22 protein-coding genes and 3 pseudogenes are annotated in these 25,353 nt (G+C 38.3%); 16 read left to right on the forward strand and 9 right to left on the reverse strand.

Annotation, left to right across the window (positions count from 1 at the left end; all coding sequences use genetic code 11):
* Positions 1-7 precede the first annotated feature (7 nt).
* The 4 genes from ACFIL7_RS07770 (at position 8) to ACFIL7_RS07785 (ending at position 2,256) form a co-directional block, all read left to right on the forward strand.
* The gene (locus ACFIL7_RS07770; RefSeq protein ID WP_375623586.1) at positions 8-766 is read left to right on the forward strand and encodes a F0F1 ATP synthase subunit A; all 759 of its coding nucleotides are present in this window, start codon (positions 8-10) and stop codon (positions 764-766) included.
* 54 nt (positions 767-820) lie between these two features.
* Positions 821-1,051 carry a F0F1 ATP synthase subunit C gene (locus ACFIL7_RS07775; RefSeq protein ID WP_005773968.1) on the forward strand — a complete coding sequence of 77 codons (231 nt, stop codon included), beginning with the start codon at positions 821-823 and terminating at the stop codon, positions 1,049-1,051.
* A 132-nt stretch (positions 1,052-1,183) separates the two neighbouring features.
* Positions 1,184-1,765, forward strand: a complete 582-nt coding sequence (locus ACFIL7_RS07780; protein WP_375633551.1) for a F0F1 ATP synthase subunit B — start codon at positions 1,184-1,186, stop codon at positions 1,763-1,765.
* A complete protein-coding gene (locus ACFIL7_RS07785) occupies positions 1,762-2,256 on the forward strand; it encodes a F0F1 ATP synthase subunit B (protein ID WP_375612090.1) in 495 nt (164 codons plus the stop codon). The genes ACFIL7_RS07780 and ACFIL7_RS07785 overlap by 4 nt, the downstream gene beginning before the upstream one ends.
* A 124-nt stretch (positions 2,257-2,380) precedes the next feature.
* Here ACFIL7_RS07785 and glyS read toward each other — a convergent pair whose 3' ends face one another.
* The 4 genes from glyS to ACFIL7_RS07805 form a co-directional block, all read right to left on the reverse strand.
* The gene (gene glyS / locus ACFIL7_RS07790) at positions 2,381-4,603 is read right to left on the reverse strand and encodes a glycine--tRNA ligase subunit beta (RefSeq protein ID WP_375634698.1); all 2,223 of its coding nucleotides are present in this window, start codon (positions 4,601-4,603) and stop codon (positions 2,381-2,383) included.
* Positions 4,603-5,544, reverse strand: a complete 942-nt coding sequence (locus ACFIL7_RS07795) for a glycine--tRNA ligase subunit alpha (protein ID WP_375606430.1) — start codon at positions 5,542-5,544, stop codon at positions 4,603-4,605. Before ACFIL7_RS07795 ends, glyS begins: the two co-directional genes overlap by 1 nt.
* A gap of 91 nt (positions 5,545-5,635) precedes the next feature.
* Positions 5,636-7,330 carry a tetratricopeptide repeat protein gene (locus tag ACFIL7_RS07800; protein ID WP_375634697.1) on the reverse strand — a complete coding sequence of 565 codons (1,695 nt, stop codon included), beginning with the start codon at positions 7,328-7,330 and terminating at the stop codon, positions 5,636-5,638.
* A gap of 95 nt (positions 7,331-7,425) precedes the next feature.
* Complete coding sequence (locus tag ACFIL7_RS07805) at positions 7,426-8,502, reverse strand: polyprenyl synthetase family protein (protein WP_273787893.1); 1,077 nt, start codon at positions 8,500-8,502, stop codon at positions 7,426-7,428.
* A gap of 180 nt (positions 8,503-8,682) precedes the next feature.
* On the opposite strand from ACFIL7_RS07805, the gene ACFIL7_RS07810 reads away from it, so the two are divergent.
* The 6 genes and pseudogenes from ACFIL7_RS07810 to ACFIL7_RS07835 all read left to right on the forward strand — a co-directional run bounded on the left by ACFIL7_RS07810 (position 8,683) and on the right by ACFIL7_RS07835 (position 13,299).
* On the forward strand, positions 8,683-9,471 hold the full coding sequence (locus ACFIL7_RS07810; protein ID WP_375633556.1) for a tRNA1(Val) (adenine(37)-N6)-methyltransferase: 789 nt from the start codon (positions 8,683-8,685) through the stop codon (positions 9,469-9,471).
* 192 nt (positions 9,472-9,663) lie between these two features.
* Positions 9,664-10,512: a S49 family peptidase gene (locus tag ACFIL7_RS07815; RefSeq protein WP_012754808.1), complete on the forward strand. Its 849-nt coding sequence runs from the start codon at positions 9,664-9,666 to the stop codon at positions 10,510-10,512.
* 238 nt (positions 10,513-10,750) lie between these two features.
* Positions 10,751-11,659, forward strand: coding sequence for a 4-(cytidine 5'-diphospho)-2-C-methyl-D-erythritol kinase (locus tag ACFIL7_RS07820; RefSeq protein ID WP_375634696.1), 909 nt, complete (start codon positions 10,751-10,753; stop codon positions 11,657-11,659).
* Positions 11,660-11,825: 166 nt separating this feature from the next.
* Positions 11,826-12,494 (forward strand): ribonuclease HII, encoded by a 669-nt coding sequence (locus tag ACFIL7_RS07825; RefSeq protein WP_375633558.1) that lies wholly within the window; start codon positions 11,826-11,828, stop codon positions 12,492-12,494.
* A 206-nt stretch (positions 12,495-12,700) separates the two neighbouring features.
* Positions 12,701-12,981, forward strand: a pseudogene (locus ACFIL7_RS07830) (type II toxin-antitoxin system RelE/ParE family toxin).
* Between the two features lie 18 nt (positions 12,982-12,999).
* Positions 13,000-13,299, forward strand: coding sequence for a HigA family addiction module antitoxin (locus ACFIL7_RS07835; RefSeq protein ID WP_375618459.1), 300 nt, complete (start codon positions 13,000-13,002; stop codon positions 13,297-13,299).
* 57 nt (positions 13,300-13,356) lie between these two features.
* On the opposite strand, the pseudogene ACFIL7_RS07840 reads toward ACFIL7_RS07835, so the two are convergent.
* From ACFIL7_RS07840 to ACFIL7_RS07850, 3 genes and pseudogenes are all read right to left on the reverse strand, one after another.
* Positions 13,357-14,255: pseudogene (locus ACFIL7_RS07840) on the reverse strand (tyrosine-type recombinase/integrase); the annotation flags it as partial.
* A complete protein-coding gene (locus tag ACFIL7_RS07845) occupies positions 14,207-14,578 on the reverse strand; it encodes a hypothetical protein (RefSeq protein ID WP_375633559.1) in 372 nt (123 codons plus the stop codon). The gene ACFIL7_RS07845 and the pseudogene ACFIL7_RS07840, both read right to left, overlap by 49 nt.
* A gap of 353 nt (positions 14,579-14,931) precedes the next feature.
* On the reverse strand, positions 14,932-15,126 hold the full coding sequence (locus tag ACFIL7_RS07850; protein ID WP_375634695.1) for a DUF488 family protein: 195 nt from the start codon (positions 15,124-15,126) through the stop codon (positions 14,932-14,934).
* 73 nt (positions 15,127-15,199) lie between these two features.
* Here ACFIL7_RS07850 and ACFIL7_RS07855 point away from each other — a divergent pair, with 73 nt between their 5' ends.
* The 3 genes from ACFIL7_RS07855 to ACFIL7_RS07865 are packed head-to-tail and all read left to right on the forward strand — an operon-like array spanning position 15,200 to position 16,988.
* The gene (locus ACFIL7_RS07855; protein ID WP_375634694.1) at positions 15,200-16,120 is read left to right on the forward strand and encodes a hypothetical protein; all 921 of its coding nucleotides are present in this window, start codon (positions 15,200-15,202) and stop codon (positions 16,118-16,120) included.
* Positions 16,117-16,587, forward strand: coding sequence for a hypothetical protein (locus ACFIL7_RS07860; RefSeq protein WP_375634693.1), 471 nt, complete (start codon positions 16,117-16,119; stop codon positions 16,585-16,587). The genes ACFIL7_RS07855 and ACFIL7_RS07860 overlap by 4 nt, the downstream gene beginning before the upstream one ends.
* Positions 16,584-16,988: a hypothetical protein gene (locus ACFIL7_RS07865; RefSeq protein WP_375634692.1), complete on the forward strand. Its 405-nt coding sequence runs from the start codon at positions 16,584-16,586 to the stop codon at positions 16,986-16,988. The genes ACFIL7_RS07860 and ACFIL7_RS07865 overlap by 4 nt, the downstream gene beginning before the upstream one ends.
* A gap of 102 nt (positions 16,989-17,090) precedes the next feature.
* Here ACFIL7_RS07865 and ACFIL7_RS07870 read toward each other — a convergent pair whose 3' ends face one another.
* Positions 17,091-17,291 (reverse strand): AlpA family transcriptional regulator, encoded by a 201-nt coding sequence (locus ACFIL7_RS07870; RefSeq protein ID WP_004860538.1) that lies wholly within the window; start codon positions 17,289-17,291, stop codon positions 17,091-17,093.
* 207 nt (positions 17,292-17,498) lie between these two features.
* Positions 17,499-18,664 (reverse strand): annotated as a pseudogene (locus tag ACFIL7_RS07875) (tyrosine-type recombinase/integrase).
* Between the two features lie 680 nt (positions 18,665-19,344).
* Between ACFIL7_RS07875 and ACFIL7_RS07880 the strand changes: the two are divergent.
* The 3 genes from ACFIL7_RS07880 (at position 19,345) to ACFIL7_RS07890 (ending at position 24,906) form a co-directional block, all read left to right on the forward strand.
* Entirely contained in the window at positions 19,345-21,075 is a 1,731-nt protein-coding gene (locus tag ACFIL7_RS07880) for an outer membrane beta-barrel protein (RefSeq protein ID WP_375634690.1), read from the forward strand.
* A gap of 247 nt (positions 21,076-21,322) precedes the next feature.
* A complete protein-coding gene (gene ileS / locus ACFIL7_RS07885) occupies positions 21,323-24,238 on the forward strand; it encodes an isoleucine--tRNA ligase (protein ID WP_375634689.1) in 2,916 nt (971 codons plus the stop codon).
* Positions 24,239-24,414: 176 nt separating this feature from the next.
* Positions 24,415-24,906, forward strand: coding sequence for a hypothetical protein (locus tag ACFIL7_RS07890; RefSeq protein ID WP_375612104.1), 492 nt, complete (start codon positions 24,415-24,417; stop codon positions 24,904-24,906).
* Positions 24,907-25,353: the final 447 nt, after the last annotated feature.

A 25,353-nucleotide genomic window follows, 5' to 3' on the forward strand; every position in this document is an offset into this window, starting at 1 on the left:
GGTTGAAGTGACAGCACACGCTCCAGATCCTATTCATCAGTTTGAGGTTTCAAGGCTGATTAAGATTTCCATAGGAAATATGGATTTATCGTTTACAAATGTATCATTGTTTACAGTCCTCACGGTTGTTGTAACTTCTATTTTTCTCTTTATTTCATCATCGAGTCGTGGATTGGTTCCAACGCGGATGCAGTCTCTTTCGGAAATGGCATATGAATTTGTAGCATCGACTCTGCGGGAATCATCTGGTGTGCAGGGAATGCAGTTTTTCCCTTTAGTTTTTTCTCTGTTTACTTTTATTTTGGTTGCTAACTTTATTGGTCTCTTTCCTTATTTTTATACGGTTACGTCTCAAATCATGATCACGTTTTCGTTAGCAATGGTGGTAATCTTGACGGTGATTGGTTATGGCTTTTATAAGCATGGGGTCAGTTTTTTGAAACTGTTCGTTCCCAGTGGAGTTCCTGTTGTGGTTTTACCTCTGGTGACAATGATTGAGGTTATTTCTTTTCTCTCCCGTCCAATTAGTCTTTCTCTTCGTCTTTTTGCGAATATGCTTGCTGGTCATATTACGCTTAAAGTGTTTTCTGGGTTTGTTGTTTCAATGATTGGGGTAGGACTCGTAGGTGTGGGTGGTTCGATTTTACCGCTTATTATGACTGTAGCAATTACTGCTCTTGAGTTTTTGGTCGCATTTCTTCAGGCTTACGTCTTTACGGTTTTAACTTGTATGTATCTTAATGATGCAATTCATCCAGGACATTAATAGAACTGGCGGTTTTCCGTCGAATAATGCAATTTCGCTTTAAAGGAGAATAACATGGAAATGGTGCTTGCAGCAAAATATATTGGTGCTGGTCTTGCTTGCTTTGGTATGGCTGGAACAGCTTTAGGACTTGGTAATATTTTTGGTAGCTATCTTTCTGGTGCATTACGAAATCCATCAGCAGCAGATAGTCAGTTTGGACGTCTCGTCTTTGGTTTTGCTGTAACAGAAGCTTTGGGAATTTTTTCATTGCTCATTGCTTTATTACTTCTTTTTGGGGTTTAATCATCATCAAAAGGGTATATCTGTTCTTGCATGAGGAAAGATTTACCCTTTTAGGCTCTTAACCAGAGAGATGTTAGTCAGTTATCATCGGTTATAGAGGGCTTTGATAAGCTATTTAAGGGATGAAAGAAGATGTTTGTTTCAAGCGCTTATGCACAGAACACTGAAACGTCGATAGAACATATTAAAAAAGTGGCAGAGCATGCAAATCGTGTGTTTCCGCCTTTTGATTTTGTGCATTTTGGTTCGCATTTTTTCTGGTTGGCAATTTCTTTCGTACTTTTTTATCTTTTTATCTCCCGTGTAATTGTACCACGTATTGGCGGTGTTATTGAAACACGGCGAGATCGAATAGCATCTGATTTAGATCAGGCAATGCGCATGAAGCAAGAAGCAGACATTGTTGTTGAAACTTATGAGCGGAAATTAGCGGAAGCGCGTTTGAACGCGCAGGCTATAGCGCAGGTAGCTAGTGAAGAATTAAAAGAAAAGGCAGAGCTTGAACGGAAAGAAATTGAAGAGAGTCTAGAGAAAAAACTCGCAGATGCTGAAAAACAGATAACAAAAATTCGGGATAAAGCGATGCAAAATGTTGGTTCTATCGCTGAAGAAGTAGCTCTTGAAATTGTGAAAAAATTGATTGACGTTGATATCAGCAAAGAGGCTGTTCGTTCAGTTGTTAAAACTGCGGATTATGGAGGAAGACAAAGATGACTGATACTTTTTGGGCATTTGTTGGGTTAGTTCTTTTTTTGGCTCTTTTAGTCTATTTCCAAATTCCACAGAGGGTTATACACCATCTTGATGCACGCGCGAAACGTATCAAAGATGAACTGGATGAGGCGCTGCGTCTTCGTGAAGAGGCACAGGAAATATTGGCTGAATATCAACGCAAACATGCAGAAGCAGAAAAAGATGCGCAAGAAATTATTGCAGCAGCAAAGCATGAAGTTGAATCTGTTATTGCTGAGGCCCGTGCAAAAGCAGAAGAATATGTAAAAAACCGCAATAAATTGGCAGAACAAAAAATTGCCCAAGCAGAAGCCGATGCAATACGCATGGTTTCTTCATCGGCGATTGATTTGGCAATTTCTACAGCACGTACCCTTATTGCAAGGGAAATAGATTCTAACAAGGCTGATGAACTTATCAAAGAGTCTCTTGAGAAAGAATCATTTATCAAAATGAAAACATATCTTAATTAATGATATTTGAGAGATAAAGAACACTCTCTTTGGTTGCATAATTTTCTCAATATTAATTAATAAAAGTCATAAAAAAGAAAAAATTATCTTCATTGTTTTTATCAGTTAATAGGGTATTTTGATTTTAAATGACAAGTTTTGAGAAGTCTGCAACCGATTGTGTCACAATGTAAGTGCGTTTGAGAAGAGCAAGACGGTTAGCACGAATATCAGGTTTTTTATCATTCACCAATACTTTTTCAAAAAATATATCAATCAATTTTCCAAGTGGCGCTAGCACACTGAGGGCAAATGATAAATTTGTTGCATTGATGGGGGCAAGAACCTTTCTTTCTACTTCACAGATTGCATGATAGAGCTGCTTTTCTTCTTTCTCGACAAAGAGCTCAGGATTAATTTCATTCGCTATTGTTGTGCTTTTTTGAAATTCATTTTCAAGAATATTGGCAGTACGTTTTACAGAGGCTACAAAGTTCATTCCATCATAGGTATTGATAAAAGCGATAAGCGATTCGACACGACGTGCAACCAATAAAAAATCATCAGAATCTTTATTTAAAACGGCTTCAAGGGCATCGTAACGAGCACCTTCCTCTTTTAGATAGATTTTCAAACGGTCATGAAAAAAGAATAACAGGTCTGATAAAATATATTCATTTTTTTCTGGAAGCAGATTCATCAATTGTGAATTTTCTCTTTGAGAGATTTCATATTTATTTTTTTGTTGTAAGAAAAGATTCATTGCTAACTGAAACAGTGGCATAAGATTGATTTTCCAATCTCGCGAAAGTACAAGCCTAATAATTCCCAATGCTGCTCGTCTTAACGCATAGGGATCTTTTGAGCCCGTTGGTTTTTCATTAATGAGCCAAAAGCCAACGAGCATGTCAATTTTGTCGGAGAGCATAACGGTTATAGCAAGTGGTTCTTGTGGAAGACGATCTGTTGGTCCTTGAGGTTTATAATGGTCTTCGATTGCTACAGCTATGCGAGGATCTTCCCCTTGAAGAAGGGCGTATTTTTTCCCCATAACACCTTGTAGTTCAGGAAATTCTCCGACAATTTCTGTTTGCAAATCAGCTTTTGCAAGGATGGCTGCACGTTTTGCTAAAAGAGGATCTGTTTGTATCAAAGGGGCAATTTCTTGTGCGAGTGTAGCAATGCGTTCTACCCTTGCTCCTTGTGTACCTAATTTAGCATGAAAAGTTACATTCAAATGATCAAGTCGTGCCATTCTTTGATCGAGAGGCTTTTTTATATCAAGTTGAAATTTTTTTATAGAAGATTCCAATTGTTGAAGATCAGGCAAATCACGCTGATCGGTTTGCCAAAAATGAAGTGCATCAGAAAGACGGGCACGGACAACCTTACTATTTCCTTTCGAAATTTCTTTGCCTTCATCATTTGCAAGAATATTAGAAACGAGAATAAAATGATGAGAAAGTTTTACTTTTTCTCCTTGTTTGCGGGTGACAAAACATTTTTGATTGGCTCGAATGGTCAAGCGAATAATTTCTGGAGGAATATCAAGGAATGATTGGTCAAAATCACCCATCAAGATAACAGGCCATTCAACAAGACCAGCAACTTCTTCTAGGAGGGGATTGTCTTGAACCAGTTCTAAACCGTTTGCAAAGCAGAGATTTTGGGCATCAGCTAAAATAATATTCTTTCGTCTTTCGGCATCCAGAATGACTTTATGGGTTTCAAGTTGAGTAACATAGTCATCAAAGCGGCGCACTTGAAATGGCTTTCCATCACTTAAGAAACGATGACCATAAGTTAAATTATTGCTTTTAAGAGAACCAATTGTAAACGGAATAACATGTGTTTCACCAATTTCTGGTCCGAAGATGCAAAGAATGTTTTGTAAAGGTCTAATCCACTTCAGAGTACCACTTTGTGCTGAATCTTTTCCCCAACGCATAGATTTCGGCCACGGAAAGTTGCGGATAATATCCGGTAAAATATCGGCAATAATTTCTTCTGCAGCTCGACCTTTTTTAACAATTTTAGCAATATAAAAATGACCTTTTTTATCATCATGTCCAATATGCGCTTCAGAAATATCGTTTAATCCTGTTGCACGTAGAAAACCATCAATTACATGCTGTGGTGATTTTATACTGGGACCTTTGCGTTCTTCATGGATATCTTTGGAGCGTATGGAAAGTCCGCGTATGTCCAATGTGAGCCGACAAGGTGTCCAATATTCACGAGCAGCTTCATAGATCAATCCAGCATTCACAAGTTGATCTGTAACAGATTTTTTAAGATCAGCAGCAGCTTTTCGTTGCATACGTGCAGGGATTTCTTCACTGAAAAGTTCAAGAAGAAGATCAGACATTAGGCTTCTCCAGTATATATTTGTCCAGCTTCTGTGAGTAAGAAGGCTTCCCCACAACGGCGGGCGAGATTACGAACGCGAAGAATGTAATTTTGTCGTTCGGTTACAGAAATAACGCCACGTGCTTGCAAAAGATTAAAGATATGGCTTGCTTTAATACATTGATCATAGGCAGGAAAAACACAGCGATGGAATACATTTTCTTTATTTGGTTTTCCAGCATCAAGAAGTGCGCTGCATTCGCGTTCTGCATCGATAAAGTGCTGATGGAGCAGTTTTGTATCAGCAAATTCGAAGTTATAATATGAGTATTCCTGTTCTGCCTGTAAAAAAATATCTCTATAACTTATTTTGTTTTCTCCCTCCAAACCATTAAAGTTAAGGTCATAGACGTTATCAACCCCTTGGATATACATCGCTAGACGCTCAAGACCGTATGTGAGTTCCCCTGAAACAGGAGCGCATTCAATGCCGCACACTTGTTGAAAATAAGTAAATTGAGAGACTTCCATTCCATCGCACCAACATTCCCATCCAAGCCCCCAAGCACCAAGAGTGGGACTTTCCCAATCATCTTCAACAAAGCGAATATCATGCAGTTTTGTATCAAGCCCGATAGCTTGTAGCGACTTTATATAAAGTTCTTGTAGATTGAGCGGAGAGGGTTTGAGAAGCACTTGGAATTGATAATAGTGTTGTAAACGATTTGGATTCTTACCATATCGGCCATCTGTTGGACGTCGAGAGGGTTGGACATAAGCAACTTTCCAAGGGCGTGGTCCTAGAGAGCGTAATGTTGTTGCTGGATGAAAAGTCCCAGCTCCGACTTCCATATCGTAAGGTTGCAAAATTGCACATCCATAGTGTGCCCAATAATTTTGCAAAGTTAAGATTAGTCCCTGAAAAGAACGTTTGGGGTTAAGATGTTCAGGTAGTTTCACGCTTTATACTCTTTATATTGGACTAAACAAAAAACCAAAGTAATTTTAGTTTCTCTATTTATTATTCATGTGGTTTATGGTTAAGCATCGTTTATTGCAAACCAAATTTCAACTTTTCTTGAATTTGTTCAGAATTTTCTGGTTTTCCGTCAATTGCATGGTTCCATTGAAAGATTGCTTCACGTTTACGCCCAACTTTCCAATAGGCATCCCCTAAATGATCATTCAGTGTTGGGTCCTCAGGTTGTAATCTGACAGCATTTTCTAATATTTGCACTGCTTTATTATATTCTTTTAGTTTATAATAAGCCCACCCTAAAGAATCGAGAATATGGCTGTTGTGAGCTTGTAAAGCAGAGGCTTTTTGTAGCATACGGAGCGATTCTTCAAGCTTCTCACCACGTTCCACAAGGGAATAGGCTAAATAATTAAGAACCTGCGGTTGATTTGGGAAAAATTCAAGTGATTTTCGCAAGTCAAGTTCTGCTTTTGACCATTGCTTTAAACGTTCAAAAGCAATACCACGCTGATAAAAGAGTTTCCAATCGTCCTGCTGAAAGTTTTTTATCTTTGTAATAGCGTAGTCTAGAGTTTTAATGGCCTCAAGAAATTTATTGTCCTGCATATAAAAAGCAACGAGCGTTATCAAAATATTACGATCATTGGGAAATTTTTTATTTAACAATGTGAGTAATTTTATTGCTTCTTTGTAATTGTTGTTATTGGCAAGAAGGAATGCAAGATGAAGTTGTCCATCTTTATAATAAGGAGATTTAGGGGATAAAGCGCGATAAAGTTTAATTGCTTGATGTGGATCGTTCAATTTAGCAGAAATGTGTGCGAGCTGAAACAGTGTTGCGTCATTTTGAGGGTATAAGGCGAAAGATAATTGCTTAAAAATACGTGCAATTCGCCCTGAGTTTTTGTAGTTGAGGGCTGTTCCAAAATTATATAATACCTCGGCTGCTCCTTGTTGAGGTGTTTTAATAACTCTCTCTAAGAAAGAATTTTTTTCAATTTTTTCTCGAAAGTTTTTAAGGACTTCTCGATCTGACAACATTTGTTCGCCATGCTGGATTGTTTGAAGAGCTTGGTTGCGCATATTATGGCGCAATTGGAATGAGGCATAGGCTATGATAATACGCTCATAAGTATTAGGAGCGATAAGAGTTCCCTGTTTGTTATTCAGTGCTTTAATGAAATATTTTTTTGCATCCTTTGGCTGTTCTGCAAGGTCGCTCATAAGTGCTAGATGATAAGATATAAAAAGGTCATACCAGACAGGACCTTTGAGTTTCTTAAGATCAGTGATTGCTTGAGATTTTTGTCCAGATCCAAATTTAATCCAAGCACCGATGAGTTCAGGTATTGGATTATTGGATTTCGGAGGTTCTTTTGATTGTAGAAGAAAATTGGCATTCTTATAGTCTTTTTTGATGAGACTTTCTACTGACAAAGTTAAGGAAACAAAGGGAGTTATAACATCTTGCTCTTTGAGTTTTTGGGCTTGTTGGACAGCTTCTTTAAAGTTTCCGACCGAGAGCATAGCTTCAAGGAGCTCTTTTTGTGTTTCAATGTTATCAGGTTGATAAATGAGTGCTTGTTTAAAGTAATTGATAGCAAGTTCTGTTTTATTTTCATGATTTGCAACCCTTCCAGCTAAATAAGCACCTGTAAATGAGCTTGTATGAATTGCGGTGCTTATTTTACTGTAGGTGGGGAATGGCATCAGCATGATACCCACGATAAAGAGGGTAAAAATTCGGGATACCGTTGCAGAGCACATGGAGCTAATCCTTTTCAAGATAATCAATCGATGGTGTTGTTTATAGATCATATCTCATTACTTTATTGAGAAATACTGCGATTCTTGCAAAGAATTCAGTTTACGCGCGCAATACAAAATTCAACAGTCTCAACGAGAGCATTGTAAGCAAGATTTTCGTTCATGGGAACAAGAGCATCAATTGCATGTTTTCCGTAGATGCGTGCTTGTTCTATTGTATCTGTGATACTATCATACTTTTCTATTAAGTGTTGCGCGTATGCGAAGGCTTCATTATTGTTATTGCCATCTTCAAGTGCTTGTTTCCAGAAATTTTTTTCTACTATATTTCCACGTTCATATGCGATAATAACAGGCATTGTTATTTTTCCTTCTCTAAAATCATCCCCTATATTTTTTCCTAAGCTTTGAGCACTACCGCTATAGTCAAGTGCATCATCAATCAATTGGAAAGCTAAACCTAAAGATGTTCCATATTCACGTAATGAAGAACGCTCTTTATGTCCATAGCCAGCAACAATCGGTCCTACTTCAGCGGCTGCTGAAAAAAGTGCGGCTGTTTTGGCATTGATGATTTTGAGATAGTCTGAAGGGCTGGTTTTGATATTTTTTGCAGCAGAAAGTTGCATGACTTCTCCTTCAGCAATAATTGCAGCAGCGTTCGCTAGGACAGAGAGCGCTTCTATGGAACCGACATCGACCATCATTTTAAAAGCCTGACCCAACAGGAAATCACCAACAAGTACGCTTGCTTGATTCCCCCAAATCATCCGTGCCGTGGATTTTCCACGTCGCAAATTACTTTCATCAATCACATCATCGTGTAGTAATGTTGCTGTATGCATAAATTCAACAGCTGTTGCGAGTTTTATATGTCCGTCACTTTGATAACCGAACATATGAGCAGAAGCGAGCGTAATCATTGGGCGTAATCGCTTTCCACCTGATGAAATAAGATGGTTAGAAATTTCAGGGATCATCTCAACCTCTGATTTTGCCATAGAGAGAATAAATTGATTTACACGCTCCATATCTTTTTGAGTAAGATTGACAAGAGATTGAAGAGAAATTTGATTATTTCTTATTTGTTCTGGTTTGATAGCTGCGCTCAATGTGTTTACTCCTAGAGTATTGCAATGGACATATATAAAATTTACTTTATTTACTAGCATAAAGGGGGTTTGGTTTTGACTCAAGCTTTTGATGGCGCTTTGAAGTGTAAGCTTGGAATGTTATTGGCAAGAAATGTTCTTTAGCGAGTGTAATCTTGTTGTTATGAAATAATAAAAAAATTTAAAATAGCAGCTGAATGGCAAAAATGCAGTTTATAAAGGTGAACATTAGGCTTTTAAATGGATAAAACAACGAATCAGAGTGGTGAAACAATTGACAGTTTTCACCGCGGAAAATTTTATTTGGTTCAACCCCATAAATATGGTCATCGTTCTGGAATGGATGCGATGTTATTGGCTAGTTTGGTTCCAAGTAATTTAAAGGGCAAGGTTGTTGATTTAGGCGCAGGTGCTGGAGCTGCAGGGTTGGCTGTTGCTTCGCGTTGTCTGAAAGTTCATGTTACCTTAGTTGAACGTTCAGCTTTTATGGTATCTTACGCTCAAAAAACGCTTATGCTAAAACAAAATAAACAATTTGCTAGCCGAATTTGTTTGCTAGAAGCAGATGTTACCTTCAAAGGGAATGCCCGTATAAAAGCAGGTTTGATAGATAATAGCTTTGATTTTGCGATTATGAATCCACCTTTTAATAATCCCACCGATCGTAAGACACCTGATAAACAAAAATCTGAAGCACATGTTATGTCTGAAGCAATGTTTGATAACTGGTTGCGGAGTGCAGCAGCTATTGTTAAGCCAGGTGGATACTTAGGGCTCATTGCACGTCCACAATCGCTGACAGATATCTTGCGTGCTTTAGAAGGGCGTTTTGGTGGTATTTGTATAATTCCTGTGCATGCCCGTGCGAAAACAGCAGCAATTCGTCTTTTATTTTACGCAAAACGAGGAAGCAGAGCAGCTTTATCTATTTTACCGGCATTGGTTATACATGAAGGTAATGACCATACTTTTTCACCTCGAGTTGATGCAATTAATAATGGATATATAAGCTTGTGGGAACTTTTCTAATAGTATCTTGTGTTTTTTAGTTTATTATTTAAAGTCTACACTTTGTCATTAGGGAGGTTTAGCTTTTGGGTGAAGTTATATTTCTGGTTGTAATGTGGGGATTGATTGGCGCTTTTGGATATTATAGCGTTGTTCCTTTTTGTTGTCCTTGCCTATTTAATTGTTCTTAATTTATAAGGAGATTTTGTTTTGATGGATTTTATTAAAAGTTTTATTCCACGCCGTTTTTCTTCCGATAAACTTGAAATTCCTGTGGTGCGCCTTCAAGGAGCAATTATGGATTCATCAGCATCTATATCTCGTACCCTTTCCCTCAGTAGGTGTGCAAATCTTTTAGAGAAGGCTTTCGCACACAAAAAGTCACCGGCTGTTGCACTTATTATTAATTCTCCTGGTGGTTCACCTGTACAATCGCGTTTTATCTTCAAGCGCATTCGTGACTTGGCAGAAGAAAAAAATAAAAAGGTTCTTGTGTTTATTGAAGATATTGCAGCATCTGGTGGTTATATGATTGCTTGTGCAGGGGATGAAATTTTTGCAGATCCTTCTTCAATTGTTGGTTCCATTGGAGTGGTTTCAGCTTCCTTTGGTTTTCCGGAACTTTTGAAGAAAATTGGTATCGAACGGCGTGTATACACAGCAGGAAAGAACAAAGTTACATTAGATCCATTTCAGCCAGAAAAAAAGGCGGATATTGAGCATTTGAAATCTCTCCAACTTGAAGTGCATCAAACTTTTATCGATTTGGTTAAAGAACGGCGTGCTGAAAAATTATCAGATGATTCGAATCTCTTTACAGGAATGTTTTGGAGTGGAAAACAAAGCGTTGAGCTTGGTCTGGTTGATGGATTGAATGATGTACGTTCTGTTATTAAGGAGCGCTTTGGTAATGATGCAAAACTTCGACTTATTATGCCTCCAAAAAGTTTTTTAGGACCTAAAACGCCTTCAGGAGTGACGGCACATACGGTTTATACAGTCGTTGATAGTGCATTGATGGCAGCAGAAGAGCGAGCGCTTTGGCAGCGTTATGGTTTGTGATGGAAAGGATCATTCAAGCCAGAGAGATTTTTATCTAAAAACAGATGCTAGAAGAAAAAAGGCTTGAAATGATATGAATGAGAACATGTCGTTTATTTTGTATGAGAACTCTTTATATTTATTGTTTTTTTAGAAAACGATTAAGAATATTCCAAGCTGTTTATAGGGCTCGTGCTAAAAGTGTGGGTAAAAGGGGGGAATTTTTAAAAGAACCCTATGTAAGTGAATATTACGTCATATGATATCAAATGTACAAACTTCGTTCCAAAGACATTCCTATTTATTTACACCTATTAAATTGAATTTAGCTCTACATGTTGTGGGGCAACGTGCTGATGGGTATCATTTAATAGAAAGTTTGGTTTATTTTAGTCTTAGCGGTGATTGTCTACACTATGCACCTTGTGAAAATAATCAGTTTGTTTTGACGGGGCCGTTTGCAAAAGGGCTTGTTTCTCATTTAGACAATTTGGTTATTCGCGCACGGGACTTTATGCATAAGACTTTTCCGGAATGTGCTCAACCTGCTTTTTTTCGGCTTGTAAAAACATTACCTGTTGCTTCAGGCATTGGTGGTGGCTCAGGTGATGCAGCTGGGGTTATCAGCATGTTGCGTCGGCAGTGGAATCTTGATTGCTCTTACGAAGAATTAGCAAAAATGAGCTTAGTTCTTGGTGCTGATGTTCCCATGTGCCTTTGTGCATTAAAGTATCAGCAGCCGCTTTTGGTTAAAGGGATTGGTCAAGAGATGATACGACTAAAAGAAGCTTGTTCATTAGCAATGGTATTGGTTAATCATGGACAAGAGATTTCAACACAAGCTGTTTTTAAAGCGTTAGAGAAGCGTCATAATCCTTCTTTAAAAATTAATACAGACGCTTTAAAGAGTGTTGATTCATTAGTTGAAGTTTTACAAGAAACGCGTAATGATCTTTTTTCTCCTGCATTAAAAATAGCACCTCAGTTAGCTGAAGTGTTATCTATATTAGATGAATGTGGGGCTCTTTTTTCCCGTATGTCTGGAACGGGAGCAACTTGCTTTGGCATTTTTAAAAATAAACAAACGGCGCAACAAGCAGCTCTTTTTATCAAATCAATGCACCCAAATTGGTTTATAAAACCTATCATGACTTTAGGAACTATTTGATAAATAAATATAAAAGCTTTTATTTCATCATGATTTTATTATACATAATAAAAGAGGGTAACCAAAGAAATGTGTTTTTTTATTTTTTGTGCAAGAATTCGCGGAATGTTTGAAGAGCCATTTAAAACTGTAATGCTTGCAAAAAATGATCAGTCTACAGAAATAGATGTATGTTTGTTGTATTTGTGATTTATCAAAGATGTTTAATTTTCCGCTACAACCAAATTTTTCGTGCGAATTGTATTTGCAAAAACAGGGTTTTTTTCATATAGCAGGTGTTGATGAAGTAGGACGGGGGCCTCTCGCTGGACCTGTGGTAACAGCAGCAGTTATCTTGGATAAAGATCGTATTCCTAATGGGTTAAATGATTCAAAAAAACTTTCTTTTCTCCAACGAAATAGACTTTATCATGAAATTTTGCAAAGTGCATTAGCGGTTTCAGTTGCCAGTCTTTGTGCTCGTACAATTGATCAATCCAATATTAGAAAAGCAACTTTAGAAGCAATGCGTCGCTGTATTATAGGATTAGCCATTCCAGTCCACTATGTCCTTGTTGATGGGCGTGATATTCCTTCTGAGTTGTCCTGTCCTGCAATGGCGTTGATTAAGGGTGATCAGCGTTCGGTTTCCATTGCAGCCGCATCTATTATTGCAAAAGTAACGCGTGACCGGATGATGGAATGTGCAGGACAAGTTTATAAAGGGTATGGTTTAGAGAAGCATGTAGGTTATGCAACGCTAGCGCATCGTACAGCTCTTGATAAATATGGACCAGTTATAGGATTACATCGTTATAGTTTTGCACCACTAAAAGAGTGTAAAAAAGGCAATTAAAATCAATAATTTATTACAAGAGTAAGGGATTTTATAATCATTGATTCTGTTATGTTTTTTTGGGTGTCTATCCCTAACCTTTTTGAAGCTTTTTTATCACTTATTCCCATCCATTTTTTCCAGATATATAATCAGATATTTCTAACATGGGCTTGACTCTTATTGTTATTAACCGTATAGCAATGATATACGACAAGGGGCAGTATATGGCAATTGTGAGTTTTAAACATAAGGGCTTAAAATTATTTTATACAACAGGTTCCACAAAAGCTATTTGACCAGATCACGTAAAAAATTACGCGTTATCTTAACGGCTTTAACAAGTGCTACTACGCCTGAAATGTTGAGAGCGCCTGCCTTTAAAATACACCCTCTTAAAGGTGAACTTACAGGGTACTATTCTATATGGATGAATGGAAATTGGCGTGTTACTTTTCGCTTTATAGGAACAGATGTGGAGCTTGTTGATTATCAAGATTACCATTGATGAGAGGAATGAAAGAAAATGATGCATAACCCCGCACATCCGGGTGAAGTTCTGAAAGTAGCTTTCTTAGAAGAAATGGGGATAACAATACAAAAATTAGCTGATCATCTCCATATGACAAGAGCTTCTTTATCAAGAGTGATTAACGGACATGCTTCTATAAGTACCGAGCTTGCTATTAAATTAGAATTAGCTGGTTTTAGTAAAGCAAAATTTTGGTTGGATATGCAAACAAACTATAATTTATGGCAAACAAAGCAACAGGCACAACCACCTATTTCTCTTCTTGTTTCTGATACACCTCAAACGCCGCTTTGATTTCGTTAATAATTTTGATGGTGCTTTGGTTTGTTTTTTTAGCTGCTGCCCATTGCTCTAACTTTTTTGTAGCTTTTTGATTGCTTCTATTGCAAGTCGTTTTCTATCGGCTGTTCTGGTACAAAGGGATGCCATTTTATCTTCTGTCCAGCCAAAAAGCGCTTTCATTTGTGAAACCGTAGCACCAGCATTGGCAGCACGTTTTGCTGCTAATTTTCGCAATCGGTGCGCTGATTTTTTAATACCCGCCGCATTACATGCTTCATGAAAGAGGTTGCCAAAACTTTCTTTGACAAGCTTATTTCCACCTTTACCACAAATGAATGTTTCATCACCTATGGGACCAATTTTAAGGGTTTCCTCTAGTTCTGATAAAATAGGAAGAAAAACATCTGTTTTAAATTGGCTCTTTTCTGTTTTTAAATGAATAATATTATCTGTTGTGATATCTTTCCAGCCGATACGAACGGCATCACCACGACGCAAGCCTGTATAAAGAAGAACATCAATCCAGACGCGTTCATGTGTACCATGTGACCAACGGTGATAATATTTGTCTATGTCCTCTTCTAGCCATGGCAGTAATCCCCCACTGTTTAAAGATTTTGGTGCTTTTAATTAAAAGCAGGATTTCTATTCAAAAGATCATTATCAACCGCCCAATTAAAGAGACTGTTTAAAGAGGTCAAAAAATGTTTTACCGCCGCGGGGGTCTCTCGCCTTCTATCTACGGCTTCAAGAATGTGTTGTTTGTTTATGCTTTTATATGCACGATCACCGATATGTTTAGAAACATTATTCAGAATTCGATATTTAATTTTTTTAGTAGATTCTAATTGATTATGCCATTGCATGCTTTGTAAATACTGATGCAATAACCAATCGAAAGAGCCTTTTGTAAGTCTGTTTATTTTCTTGGAGATGCCATTTTGCGCTTGTTTAATAGCCAGCGTATATTTGCTCTGATGGAAATCAATGGACTGTCATAAATTTTAGTATTTCCATAAATTTTAGCTTTTCCACTAATAAATGTGCCACCGTAAACATGTGCATCCCCAAAAACCTTGGCATAACCATAGACTTTTGCATCATCACTTATCCAGCAATTGCCATCATGACTTAGATTGTCTTCTTTTTGTGTAAAAGCGCCAAGATCACCTGCCTTTACATCTCCAAAGTCTCTCAAAGCACGGATGCGGTAAAGTGTAATGTATCCACCAACCTCAATTGTTTCATCGGTCAGTTCATATTTCTTTTCCTTGATTTGCGCAGAATTCACCCGTAGCGTGAATCATGCATCACTTAAAAGTTGTTAGGAATGGGTAGGGGGCTGGGAGGCATATGGGCACTCCCATTTTAAAAAAATATGCAAATTTATTTTTTAGATGTGCTTAATTTCATATTTCCAATCAGGCAATGGAATGAGAGCTAATGCGAGTTGTCCTCTATGACACATGCATACATTGGCTTCAAAACAGGTGATTGCAACGCGCTTTTTGTTAAAAAAATTTGATATAATTTGTTTATTGCACAAGAATTATCCTTGAGAGTTGTATTTTGATAATCTTCAAAAAGGCGATCATAATCTTTTGTGTTTTCAAATTTCTTCGTTTTTCAGAGGCGATTCCAAGTTCAGGCATATGCCATATATTCAATATCAATGTTGTTTACAACTTTCTCTAATTGTCTTTTTGAAAATCCGTATTTTCTGCTTATTGGATTTTTACGAATATCATACAAAAGTTTAATATTATTTTTGATAAGTTGATTGAAATAGTCCTCAAAGGATTTTCTTTCATAGCCAATGGTAAAAAACAAAGCTCTCATCTTTAGCAGACTGTATGATGATATGTTTGATGTTACACACGTTTAATTTCCTTAGTAAATAGGTGGGGGCTCCATGAGTGCCTCTTTCCAAAAGGATAAATCCTCTAGCGATTATCATAGTGTTGTGGAGCAATCAGGCATCAAAGCGGGTGATGGCGGCTTTAATATCATTGTTAAAGACAAAACGACCCTAACCGGAGGCATTATTGCTAGCACAGCCTCGGCGGACAAAAACAGCCTGACCACTGGAAGCATTAGCACCAGTGATATCAGCAACAGTGCCCATGCTAAAGCCAGCAGCCATGGGTTTAGCCTTTCTGGGAATGACACGATAAAAAACATTGCCAAGAATGTTTTAAATCACGGCAAAGCCAAGGATGGAGCAGAAGGGGAAACCAAATCTGCTATCAGTGATGGGACTATCATCCTTACTGATACAACTGGACAGAGGGCGATGGGGCAAGATGCTGGACAAATCATTGGCTCTCTCAACCGCAACACCGCAGCAGCACACCAAGCAGTAGAACAGCTAGATGTCGCATCGCTTGAGGGGGTAGTGCATAATCGCGTAGATATGATCAATGATTTATCGGATGAAGGATTGGGATACTGGGACAAAATACGTGAATTCGCATATCTCAAAGAGCATCCTGAGGGTGAGGTTGAGCATGATGAAAATGGCAATGTCCTCTATGCAACAGATAAAAATGGAAACTATATAAAAGACAGCTATGGAAGAAAAATACCTCTGTATCACTATTTAACACCAGAAGAAGAAAAACATTTACAAAAAGGTTCTGATGGCAAGGTTCATATGTTTTACAATGGTATTTTTACCTCACCAGATGATGCTGCGCGTTATACTGTCCAGTTTGCTGACAATGATCATGGTCCCCTTTATTTTACATACTTCCCAGAAGCTGAAGACTGGGAAGTGGAAGTAGGGATAGCGATTTTTCAGAAGTTTCTGGAAGGTAGATTTTTTTTGGATTGACCAATTCAACCAAGAAATTCCAGGATACAATGTATCTTTATGGCAATACAGGATTGCATGATGATGCCCATAGTCGTGGTACCATAACAGCAGGAAATGGATCACATGATTTAGTAAAGCATGGTGTTCACGGTATAGCAAAGGAAACAACGGTTAATTTTTTTGGTCCAGCTTATAATACTCAAGACATGGCAGATACGTTATATATCTTAAGGGATGGAAAGAAAACCACTGTCGGCTTGGAAAACCATGCAGATGATTTTGTTGGTGTTGTGTTTGGCAAAAATCCCGCTACTTTTGACAAGAGTCCCCTTGGTAGTAACGCAGTTAAAGAGGCAAAGAAAGTACTATTTGATTATCCAAGTCCTCATGTTTGTTATGCAAATGCGGATCGAGCATGTAGACATGATTATGGTTCATCTCACCGGATACAAATTGATTCAATTAATTCATGGAGCAAAAAATGAAACACATTTTAAGATTATTAAGCGGGATAATCCTGTTAAGTATAGCTGGGTGTAATTTTTTTAAGCCTGCTCCAGGGTATATGTATATGTGGGAGAAGCCAGGAGCAGATTTTACTGAGATAGGAAAAGCTTTATTAGAATGTGGAATGCCAACGCCTTATGATGAGGATTCAGAAAGCAGAGAGCAGAGTATTAATGCACAGGCAACAGTCCATGCTTGCATGATTCAATCAGGATTCCACTATAAAGATGAACATGAAGGGGGATGGTGTTATACTTTTAAAGAAGAAAATCTTCCGATTTGTCGTCCAGGTGCTGTCATCCCACAGAGAAGTGTCAAGAGGCGCTTAAATAGCCCTTATTGTAAAAAGCATTCAGAACAACTTGAATGCAAACCTTAAGTCTTACTTCAGCAGAGAAAGCCTTGAATTTACACCAAATAAAGCACCAGGTTGATGAGTTTGAGAAAGCCTTGTCCGTCCTTACGTGACAAGGTTTTCTTTTTATGCCGCGTCGTTATAACGTTGCTGTTTTGCTTGCTCGATGACATTGATAAGATCTGATTGTAACCAACGCGATAAAAAACCAAATTTTAAAGGTTTTGGGAGAGAGCCATTGGTTACATGACGGCGGAAAGTTGAGACACTCATATGAAGCAATTTTGCACTTTCACGGTCAGTTAAAAGAATATCATTTTCTGTCATTCTAAAATCCTTTCACTATAAAAAAAGAAAACAAAATATAACTATTTATTAACCACATTTTGGTTCATTTTTGAAGGTATTGTATTTATAGAAAACAATATTTTATCATAGTTTTTCTGATGTGATCGTTCATGACTCTTATTGAGAAAGAATGAGAGAAAAGAGAGAGAAAGTTATCCACAGATATGGGGTTATTCACCCCATATTTTAGGTTTGACCTGTGACATAAGCCGCCCATTTATCCATATAGACACGGCGCTGTTCTAGATAGTCAGTACGACGATAGGAGCGCTCTACGTGCCCTCCTACTGTATGACTTAGAATGGTTTCAGCAACTTCATAGGGGGCATCGGTTGTTTCAGCAAGCCAATCGCGTAAACTAGAGCGAAAACCATGCGGGCAGGCATCAAGACCAGTTTGTTGCATATAGTGTGACATACAACGTTCAGCGAGGGGACCGCGACCTTTAGCAGAAAAAAGAAATCATTACGAGAAAGCAATCGTGCTTGTTTTAAAATGTCTAATGCTTCAGTTGATAAAGGCACGCGAAATTCTTTTGTTGTATCACGCTTGCCTTTCATATTTTCAGCAGGTATGGTCCATATATCCCCATCAATTTGATCTTTATGAATATGACGCAAAGGATTGCTACGAACCCCTGTAAGGATAAGCAAACGTAATGCCAGATATGTTATGGTTGTTGTTTTACAAAGCGTCTGATAAAAAGCCGGCACTTCTCTCCAATCCATGGCTGGTCTATTAATAACTTTATGGAGTTGCTTTCCTAAGAGAGCGCGTGCTTTTTATGTTGCCTGTAAATCAACGTCCAAACCCAAGGCAGCCGCATGTTTGAGACAAAGATTAAGACGCATCAATGCTGTTCGAGCAGTTCTAGCTTTTGTATGCAAAATAGGGGCAAGGGTATCACGTATCTCTGTTTGTGTAATCTCTGAAACGGGCAGACAGCCTAATTTGGGGAGAATATGGAGGCGTAAATGTAAAAACCAATTACAAGCCTTGCCATCATTTTTTAATTCAGCTTTACGGCTTTCAAAAGCATCTAAAGCAATATCTTTTAAGTAATGGAGATTGCGCATTGCCTCACGCTTTTGTTTGTTGCGTTCTTTAATAGGGTCACGCCCCTCACGTAAAACAGCACGCCACCTAGTTGCCAATTCACGGGCTTGTTTTAAAGAGACATGTCTTAAGGCACCCAATCCCATTTCACGACGACGTTCGTGAAGGGTATACAGTAAAATCCATTGAGCACCACCATCTTTACGCTTATGAAGTAACAAGCCGGCACCATCATTATATTTGCCAGCCCCCAATGTTGCGACAGACCTTGCATTAAGACGGTTCATAAGAGCCATTTTTAGTCCTTTCTTATACAAATTTGATCCACACATTTATCCCGCTTTTGACGTGCAAGCGAATGATTTTGATTAATACAACATGGAACAGATTTTAAATGATAGAATCCTACAGTATTAGTTTTTTCATTCAATATGAAAACAATAAGTTATCATTATAAATCAAAGTGATGTGGCGTGATGAAGATGCTTATGCAAAGAATCTAAAAGTCTTTTTGCAAGTGTTTGAATAAGTTCTTTGTTTTCTTAATTTTAGATACAAAATACTATCGCTAAAGCACCAAAAGTAGATCATGCTGATAATAGATGAAACTTTGATGGCGCTTGGTTTTAAAAAAGGCAACATTTGATTTCACTGTTTGCACAGGCATTGATTTTGCAATAACAGATGATAGTTTATTGCATGCAGAATACGGTTATTCAGATTTCGGTAAAAAGAAATTTATAAAGAATATTATCATTAACAGTTATGCAAAAATTTAATGAAAATGAATCCAACTTTAAGACACATAATTCTAGAGTGATTTAGTTTACAAATTTTCATTGAATGCAAAATTAAAAGTTTAAGAAGCCTTATTTTCAAAAAATCTTTATTTTTTTGTGAGTGTGTCATTTTTGCTACAGATATTTCAGAAAAGATGCTCTATATGAATTTCATTTTGGATATTTGGAGAGATTTTATGAATACAAAACGTTTAATAACAGCGTCTATTTTTTCTTTAATTTCAGCGTCTACAGCACTAGCTGCTGATGTTATGATTCCTCATCAGCCAGCATCATCGACTACTTCTACCATTGTTGCACCTACTTTTTCATGGACAGGTCTTTATTTAGGTGTCCAAGCTGGTGGTTTTTCAAGCAAGGCTGATGTGGCTCTTGTTGGTCAAGAAAAGAGTTTACCACTGGATAAAGAGTTCTCTCCTAAACTTTCAGGTTTTGTAGGTGGTTTTTATGCAGGTTCTAATATTGATCTCGGTGATAACTTTATTTTTGGCATCGATACGGATTTAATGATATCTGGAAAAAAACACACAAAGACCATTACCATAGGTGCGGCTGATAACACTACAGTAGAAAATGCAGTCGTAAGATCCCGCAGATCCGCAGAAGTTGTAACCACAACAGGAACACCAACAGGAAAGACAACACAAACAGCTGCTTCAGAACAACCTGCACCAAAAGTAGCAGATGTAGGAACTACATCAACAAAACCTGCTGCAGAAACAGAAACCTCCAAACAAGTGACGAGATCAGAAGTAAGAGGAACGCCAACGCCAGCAGAGGGCAGCACACAAACTGTTCCATCTAAAAAAATCTCCCCACAGACAGAGGGAAGATCAGTGCAAGCATCATCGGGATTATTGGCAAGATCAGATACAAGACAGCCATCGGTAGCAGTAGGAGGAAATGGATCAAATCCAGTTACATCTAAACCAACAGCTATTGGCACAGGGGCAGGAGTAGCAGGGGAGTCATCATCGTCCTCATTGGTAAAATCAACAGCAGGAAATCAAACAGCAGGAGTAGGGTCAAGTGGAACAAGTGCACCTGCAAAATCTGCAGAAGCAGGATCTGCAAAAACGGCTGAAAAAGCACCAGTATCCTCTGCCTCATCAACAGTATTAGGCGCAAGTCAGCCAGCAGCAAAAGCACCCACATCGGTACAACCTGCATCACAACCATCAGCAGTAGAAAAAACAGTACCGAGCGGATCACTTGTACTCGCGAGATCAGGGTCAACCTCTGAGTCAGCAAAATATTCCAATGGAACAAGCGGAGCCCAAAACGGAGGTCATCATAGTTCTTCCCATGGTAGCGGAAATGCTAATTCGCATGGTGCACCTCATGCAGGTGGGCGTAGCTCTGGTGCTCATCCGAATGGTACTAATCCACATGCTTCTCGTTCTCATGGTGGACAGAATGTGGCTGGACATGGTGCACAAAGTACACAAGCGGTGGATAAGAACAATTCCAGTGTATATGGTATAGAACAAATGAAAAAGATGGCTTCTGAACTTGGTCTTGATCAAGAGGATGAAGTTGAAACTTTAAATCATACTTTCAAACAAAATTGGGGTGGTGCTACACGGGTACGTATTGGTTTTGCTGCTGATCGCTTTATGCCTTATCTTGCTGGCGGTATTGCTTATGGGCAGTTCCAAGACACTGTATCAATATCCGTTAAGGATGAGGATGGAAGAGTCATTTCTTCTAAGAACTTATCTGATGAAACAAAAACCATGATTGGTTACACACTTGGTGGTGGCGTTGATTTCTCGCTTCTGGATAATGTGATTGTACGTGCAGAATATCGTTACTCTGATTTTGGTAAAAAGAAATTTGCAAAGGAAAAACTTGAAGTTAACTACAAAACCAATGATTTCCGCGTTGGTGTAGCTTATAAATTCTAATTTTTTAAAGAGTAAATTTCTAAAGGCTCCACTATTAGTGGAGCCTTTATTTTTTAAAAGATCACTTTTTGGTTTCTTTTCTTGTGAATTTCATGATAAAGCCCATAGAGTGTGATGATATATTTTCCTGATCGCTGCTTAATACGAATGATAAGCTCGGCTTTCCCTATAGATAAAAACCAGAGTTGCAGGGTTCAGGGAAGTTATGCAAAAATGAAATCGTAAAAGTGGACAGGAATATTTCACAATGACTGTGAAAAATGAAACAATAGATTATTCAAAAACTCTTTATCTCCCACAGACAAATTTTCCGATGCGTGCAGGGCTTCCGCAAAAAGAGCTTGAATTGATGGCGCGTTGGGAAAATATGGGGCTTTATGCGCAATTGCGCCAACAAGCAAAAGATCGTCCATTTTATATTCTTCATGATGGTCCACCTTATGCAAATGGACATATTCATATTGGGCATGCTTTAAACAAAGTTTTAAAGGATGTGGTTGTCCGTTCATTCCAAATGCGTGGTTTTAATGCAAATTATGTACCTGGTTGGGATTGCCATGGGCTTCCAATTGAATGGAAAATTGAAGAAAAATATCGAGCACAAGGAAAAAATAAGGATGAGGTACCTCTTAACGAGTTTCGTAAAGAATGCCGTGAATTTGCACAGCATTGGGTAACCGTTCAAAGTGAAGAATTTAAACGCCTTGGTGTTGTGGGAGATTTTAACGCGCCTTATACTACAATGGCTTTTCATGCAGAAGCACGCATTGCCAGTGAATTGATAAAATTTGCTATGTCAGATCAGATTTATCGTGGTTCCAAGCCGGTGATGTGGTCTGTTGTAGAGCGTACGGCTTTGGCAGAGGCTGAGATTGAATATCATGATCATGAATCAGAGGTGCTTTGGGTTAAGTTTCCTGTTTTTGAAGCAAATTCTGATGATTTATATGGTGCTCATGTCGTCATTTGGACAACAACACCGTGGACAATTCCAAGCAATCGTGCAGTGAGTTATTCTTCGCAAATTTCTTATAGTATTTACGAAGTTGAAAGTGCTGAAAATGATTTTGGTCCTCAAGTGGGAGAAAAGCTTCTTTTTGCAGACGCTTTAGCGATGAGTTGTGGAGAAAAAGCCAAACTTGTTTTGAAGCGTCTGCGTGTTATTTCTTCTGAAGAGTTGAAAGCTCTTGTTCTTTCTCATCCACTCAAAGGTTTGGTTGGGGGGTATAACTTTAAAATTCCATTGCTTGATGGTTCGCACGTAACAGAGAGTGCTGGTACAGGTTTTGTCCATACAGCACCAAGCCATGGGCGTGAGGATTTTGAAATTTGGAATGATTATAAGTCCTTACTGAAGCAAGCGGGGATTGATTCATCTATACCGTTTCCTGTTGATGATGCAGGGTTCTATACGAAAGATGTTCCAGGTTTAGGACCAGATCGTGAAGGAGGACCTGCACGTGTTATTGATGATAATGGAAAAATGGGTGATGCCAATAAAGAGGTCATTAACGCTTTAATTAAAGCAGATCGATTGTTTGCACGTGGGCGTTTAAAGCATTCCTATCCCCATAGTTGGCGTTCAAAAAAACCCGTTATTTTTCGCAATACACCACAATGGTTTATTTCAATGGATAAAGATTTTGGGGATGGTTCAACTTTACGTAGTCGGGCTTTGGAAGCTGTTTCAAAAACGCGTTTTGTGCCGTCTTCTGGACAAAACCGCCTAGCTTCTATGATAGAAGATCGTCCTGATTGGGTTCTTTCTCGTCAGCGTTCTTGGGGTGTTCCTATTTGTATTTTTGCGAATGAGGATGGTGTTATTCTAAAAGATGAAGGTGTGAACGAGCGTATTTTACGGGCTTTTGAAGCAGAAGGGGCAGATGCATGGTTTGCTGAAGGAGCACGTGAACGTTTTTTAGGTGAGCGTGCACATGAGCCTTGGGTACAGGTTTATGATATTTTGGATGTTTGGTTTGATTCTGGAGCAAGCCATAGCTTTGTGTTAGAAGATCGGGCTGATTTGAAATGGCCTGCTGATGTTTATTTTGAAGGTTCAGATCAACATCGCGGATGGTTCCAATCTTCTCTTTTGGAAAGCTGTGGTACGCGTGCTCGTTCTCCCTATAAGTCCGTGATCACACACGGTTTTACTTTGGATGAGAATGGTAAGAAAATGTCTAAATCTTTAGGCAATACGGTTGTTCCGCAAGAGATCATTAAAACATCTGGAGCTGATATTTTTCGTCTCTGGGTTATGACAACTGATTATTGGGAAGATCAGCGTTTAGGCAAAAAAATACTTCAAACAAATGTGGATTCATATCGTAAACTACGCAATGCAATTCGTTGGATGCTAGGAACTTTAGCACATGATGATGGAGAAGAAGTATCTTATGGTGCACTGCCGGATCTTGAAAAATTTATATTGCATAGGCTTTTTGAACTTGATCAGTTGATTAATCGCGCTTACGATGAATTTGATTTTAAAAAGATTATGCGTGCATTATTGGATTTTTCAATCATTGAGTTATCGGCATTTTATTTTGATATCCGCAAGGATTCTCTTTATTGTGATGCGCCTTCATCAAAAAAACGCAAGGCCTCCTTGCAGGTTGTCCGTGAGATTTTTGAGCGTATGGTAACATGGCTTGCTCCAATGTTACCTTTTACTATGGAGGAAGCTTGGTTAGAGCGTTACCCAGAAAGCCAATCGGTGCATTTGGAACAATTTCGCTCTGTACCAGAAGAATGGCAAAACCAATCTTTGGCTGAGCGTTGGAAAAAAATTCGGCAGGTCCGTAAAGTTGTGACAGGTGCTTTAGAGCTTGAACGTGCTAATAAGCGTATTGGATCCTCTTTGGAAGCTGCGCCTATTGTTTTTATTTCCAATCTGGTTTTACGAGAGGCATTAGAAAATGTGGATATGGCGGAGATCTGTATTACCAGTGCACTCACAATTACGCAGGACACAATACCTTCTGATGCTTTTACTTTGAATGATGTTGAAGGTGTTGGTGTATATCCAGAGAAGGCATTAGGAAAAAAATGTGCTCGATCATGGCGTTATACACAAGATGTTGGAAGTGATCCAGTTTATCCGGATGTATCTGCTCGTGATGCAGCTGCTTTGCGGGAATTGCAGCTTCTTGGCAAGATTTAAAGTTTTAGATCAAAGGAAAGAAATGCAAGTAAATTTCTCATATTGATGAATATAGTTTTTTGTGGTACGAAAAAATTCCGTTGTTTTATCTGCAGGGGGGAAATTTGTGTATGGACCGTTCTCTCATAAATAACGGGAATATTAATCAGCCATACACCTAGGAAATGGAATAGGCAGTGAGAAAACGTGAAATAAAAATATTTCCAATAGGAATTTTAGGGATGTGCTTTGTTTTAACGGGATGCAATTTATCCGCTCCTACCTATGGTACCAATAAACCAGTTTCAATACAGTTTTTTGAAGATGTTGCTAATATCACTTCATTAACACCAACAAATAACAGCAGCCAGATTGTTATGAAACCTCATCCAAAACTTGTAATACCAAGCCCTAGTTCACGCAGATTTTTGCCGGTACCACAACAAGATAGATCTGTCAATGAAATGGCAGCATCGAAGAAGCATCAAGGAAATACACCTTTTCCTCACAAAGGATCGTCAGTTAATGGCGTTGGTTCAGAAAATCCTTCACAGTTGAATGCGAAGCAACGACAAGAATATTTACGTCGTCAGAGAGCACAAGTTGGAAGTTCAAAATACCGTCGCTATCTCACTGAACCACCTTTAAGTTATCGCCAACCGGCAAAAACCGCACCTATTGGTCGATAGGGAAAAGACAAAACATTTAAAGTAAAGTATTTTTCCAATTACTTATGATACCAAGCTCTCATTCGCGCGCAGTTATAATGCTGCTGTAGGAGGGGGTATTCTCATGAAATAGCAATATGACAACAGCATCGAGAGAGTCCTTATGCGTTTCCTTAACACGAAACATTTCTCAAGCTCATTTTACAACATTGCTCATGTGGATAGTATAACGTAAAATCTATTGTGCTCCAATACTTTATGCTTAGGAAGGAGAAAGTGGATACCATCATTTCATTTTACAGACTCCAATGTTGCGATAATTCTTGCATTTGAGAGCTTTCATAAGAGACATTTTTAGTCTTTTCTAAAACGTTCTTTATCCAGACGATAATTCCGCTTATGATGTGCAAGAAAGAGATTTTTACTGTTTCAATGTAATTTGAAATGAGAGTATATCTACGATATTTT

The organism is Bartonella sp. AP3QHHD (assembly GCF_042195765.1).
GTDB lineage: Bacteria > Pseudomonadota > Alphaproteobacteria > Rhizobiales > Rhizobiaceae > Bartonella.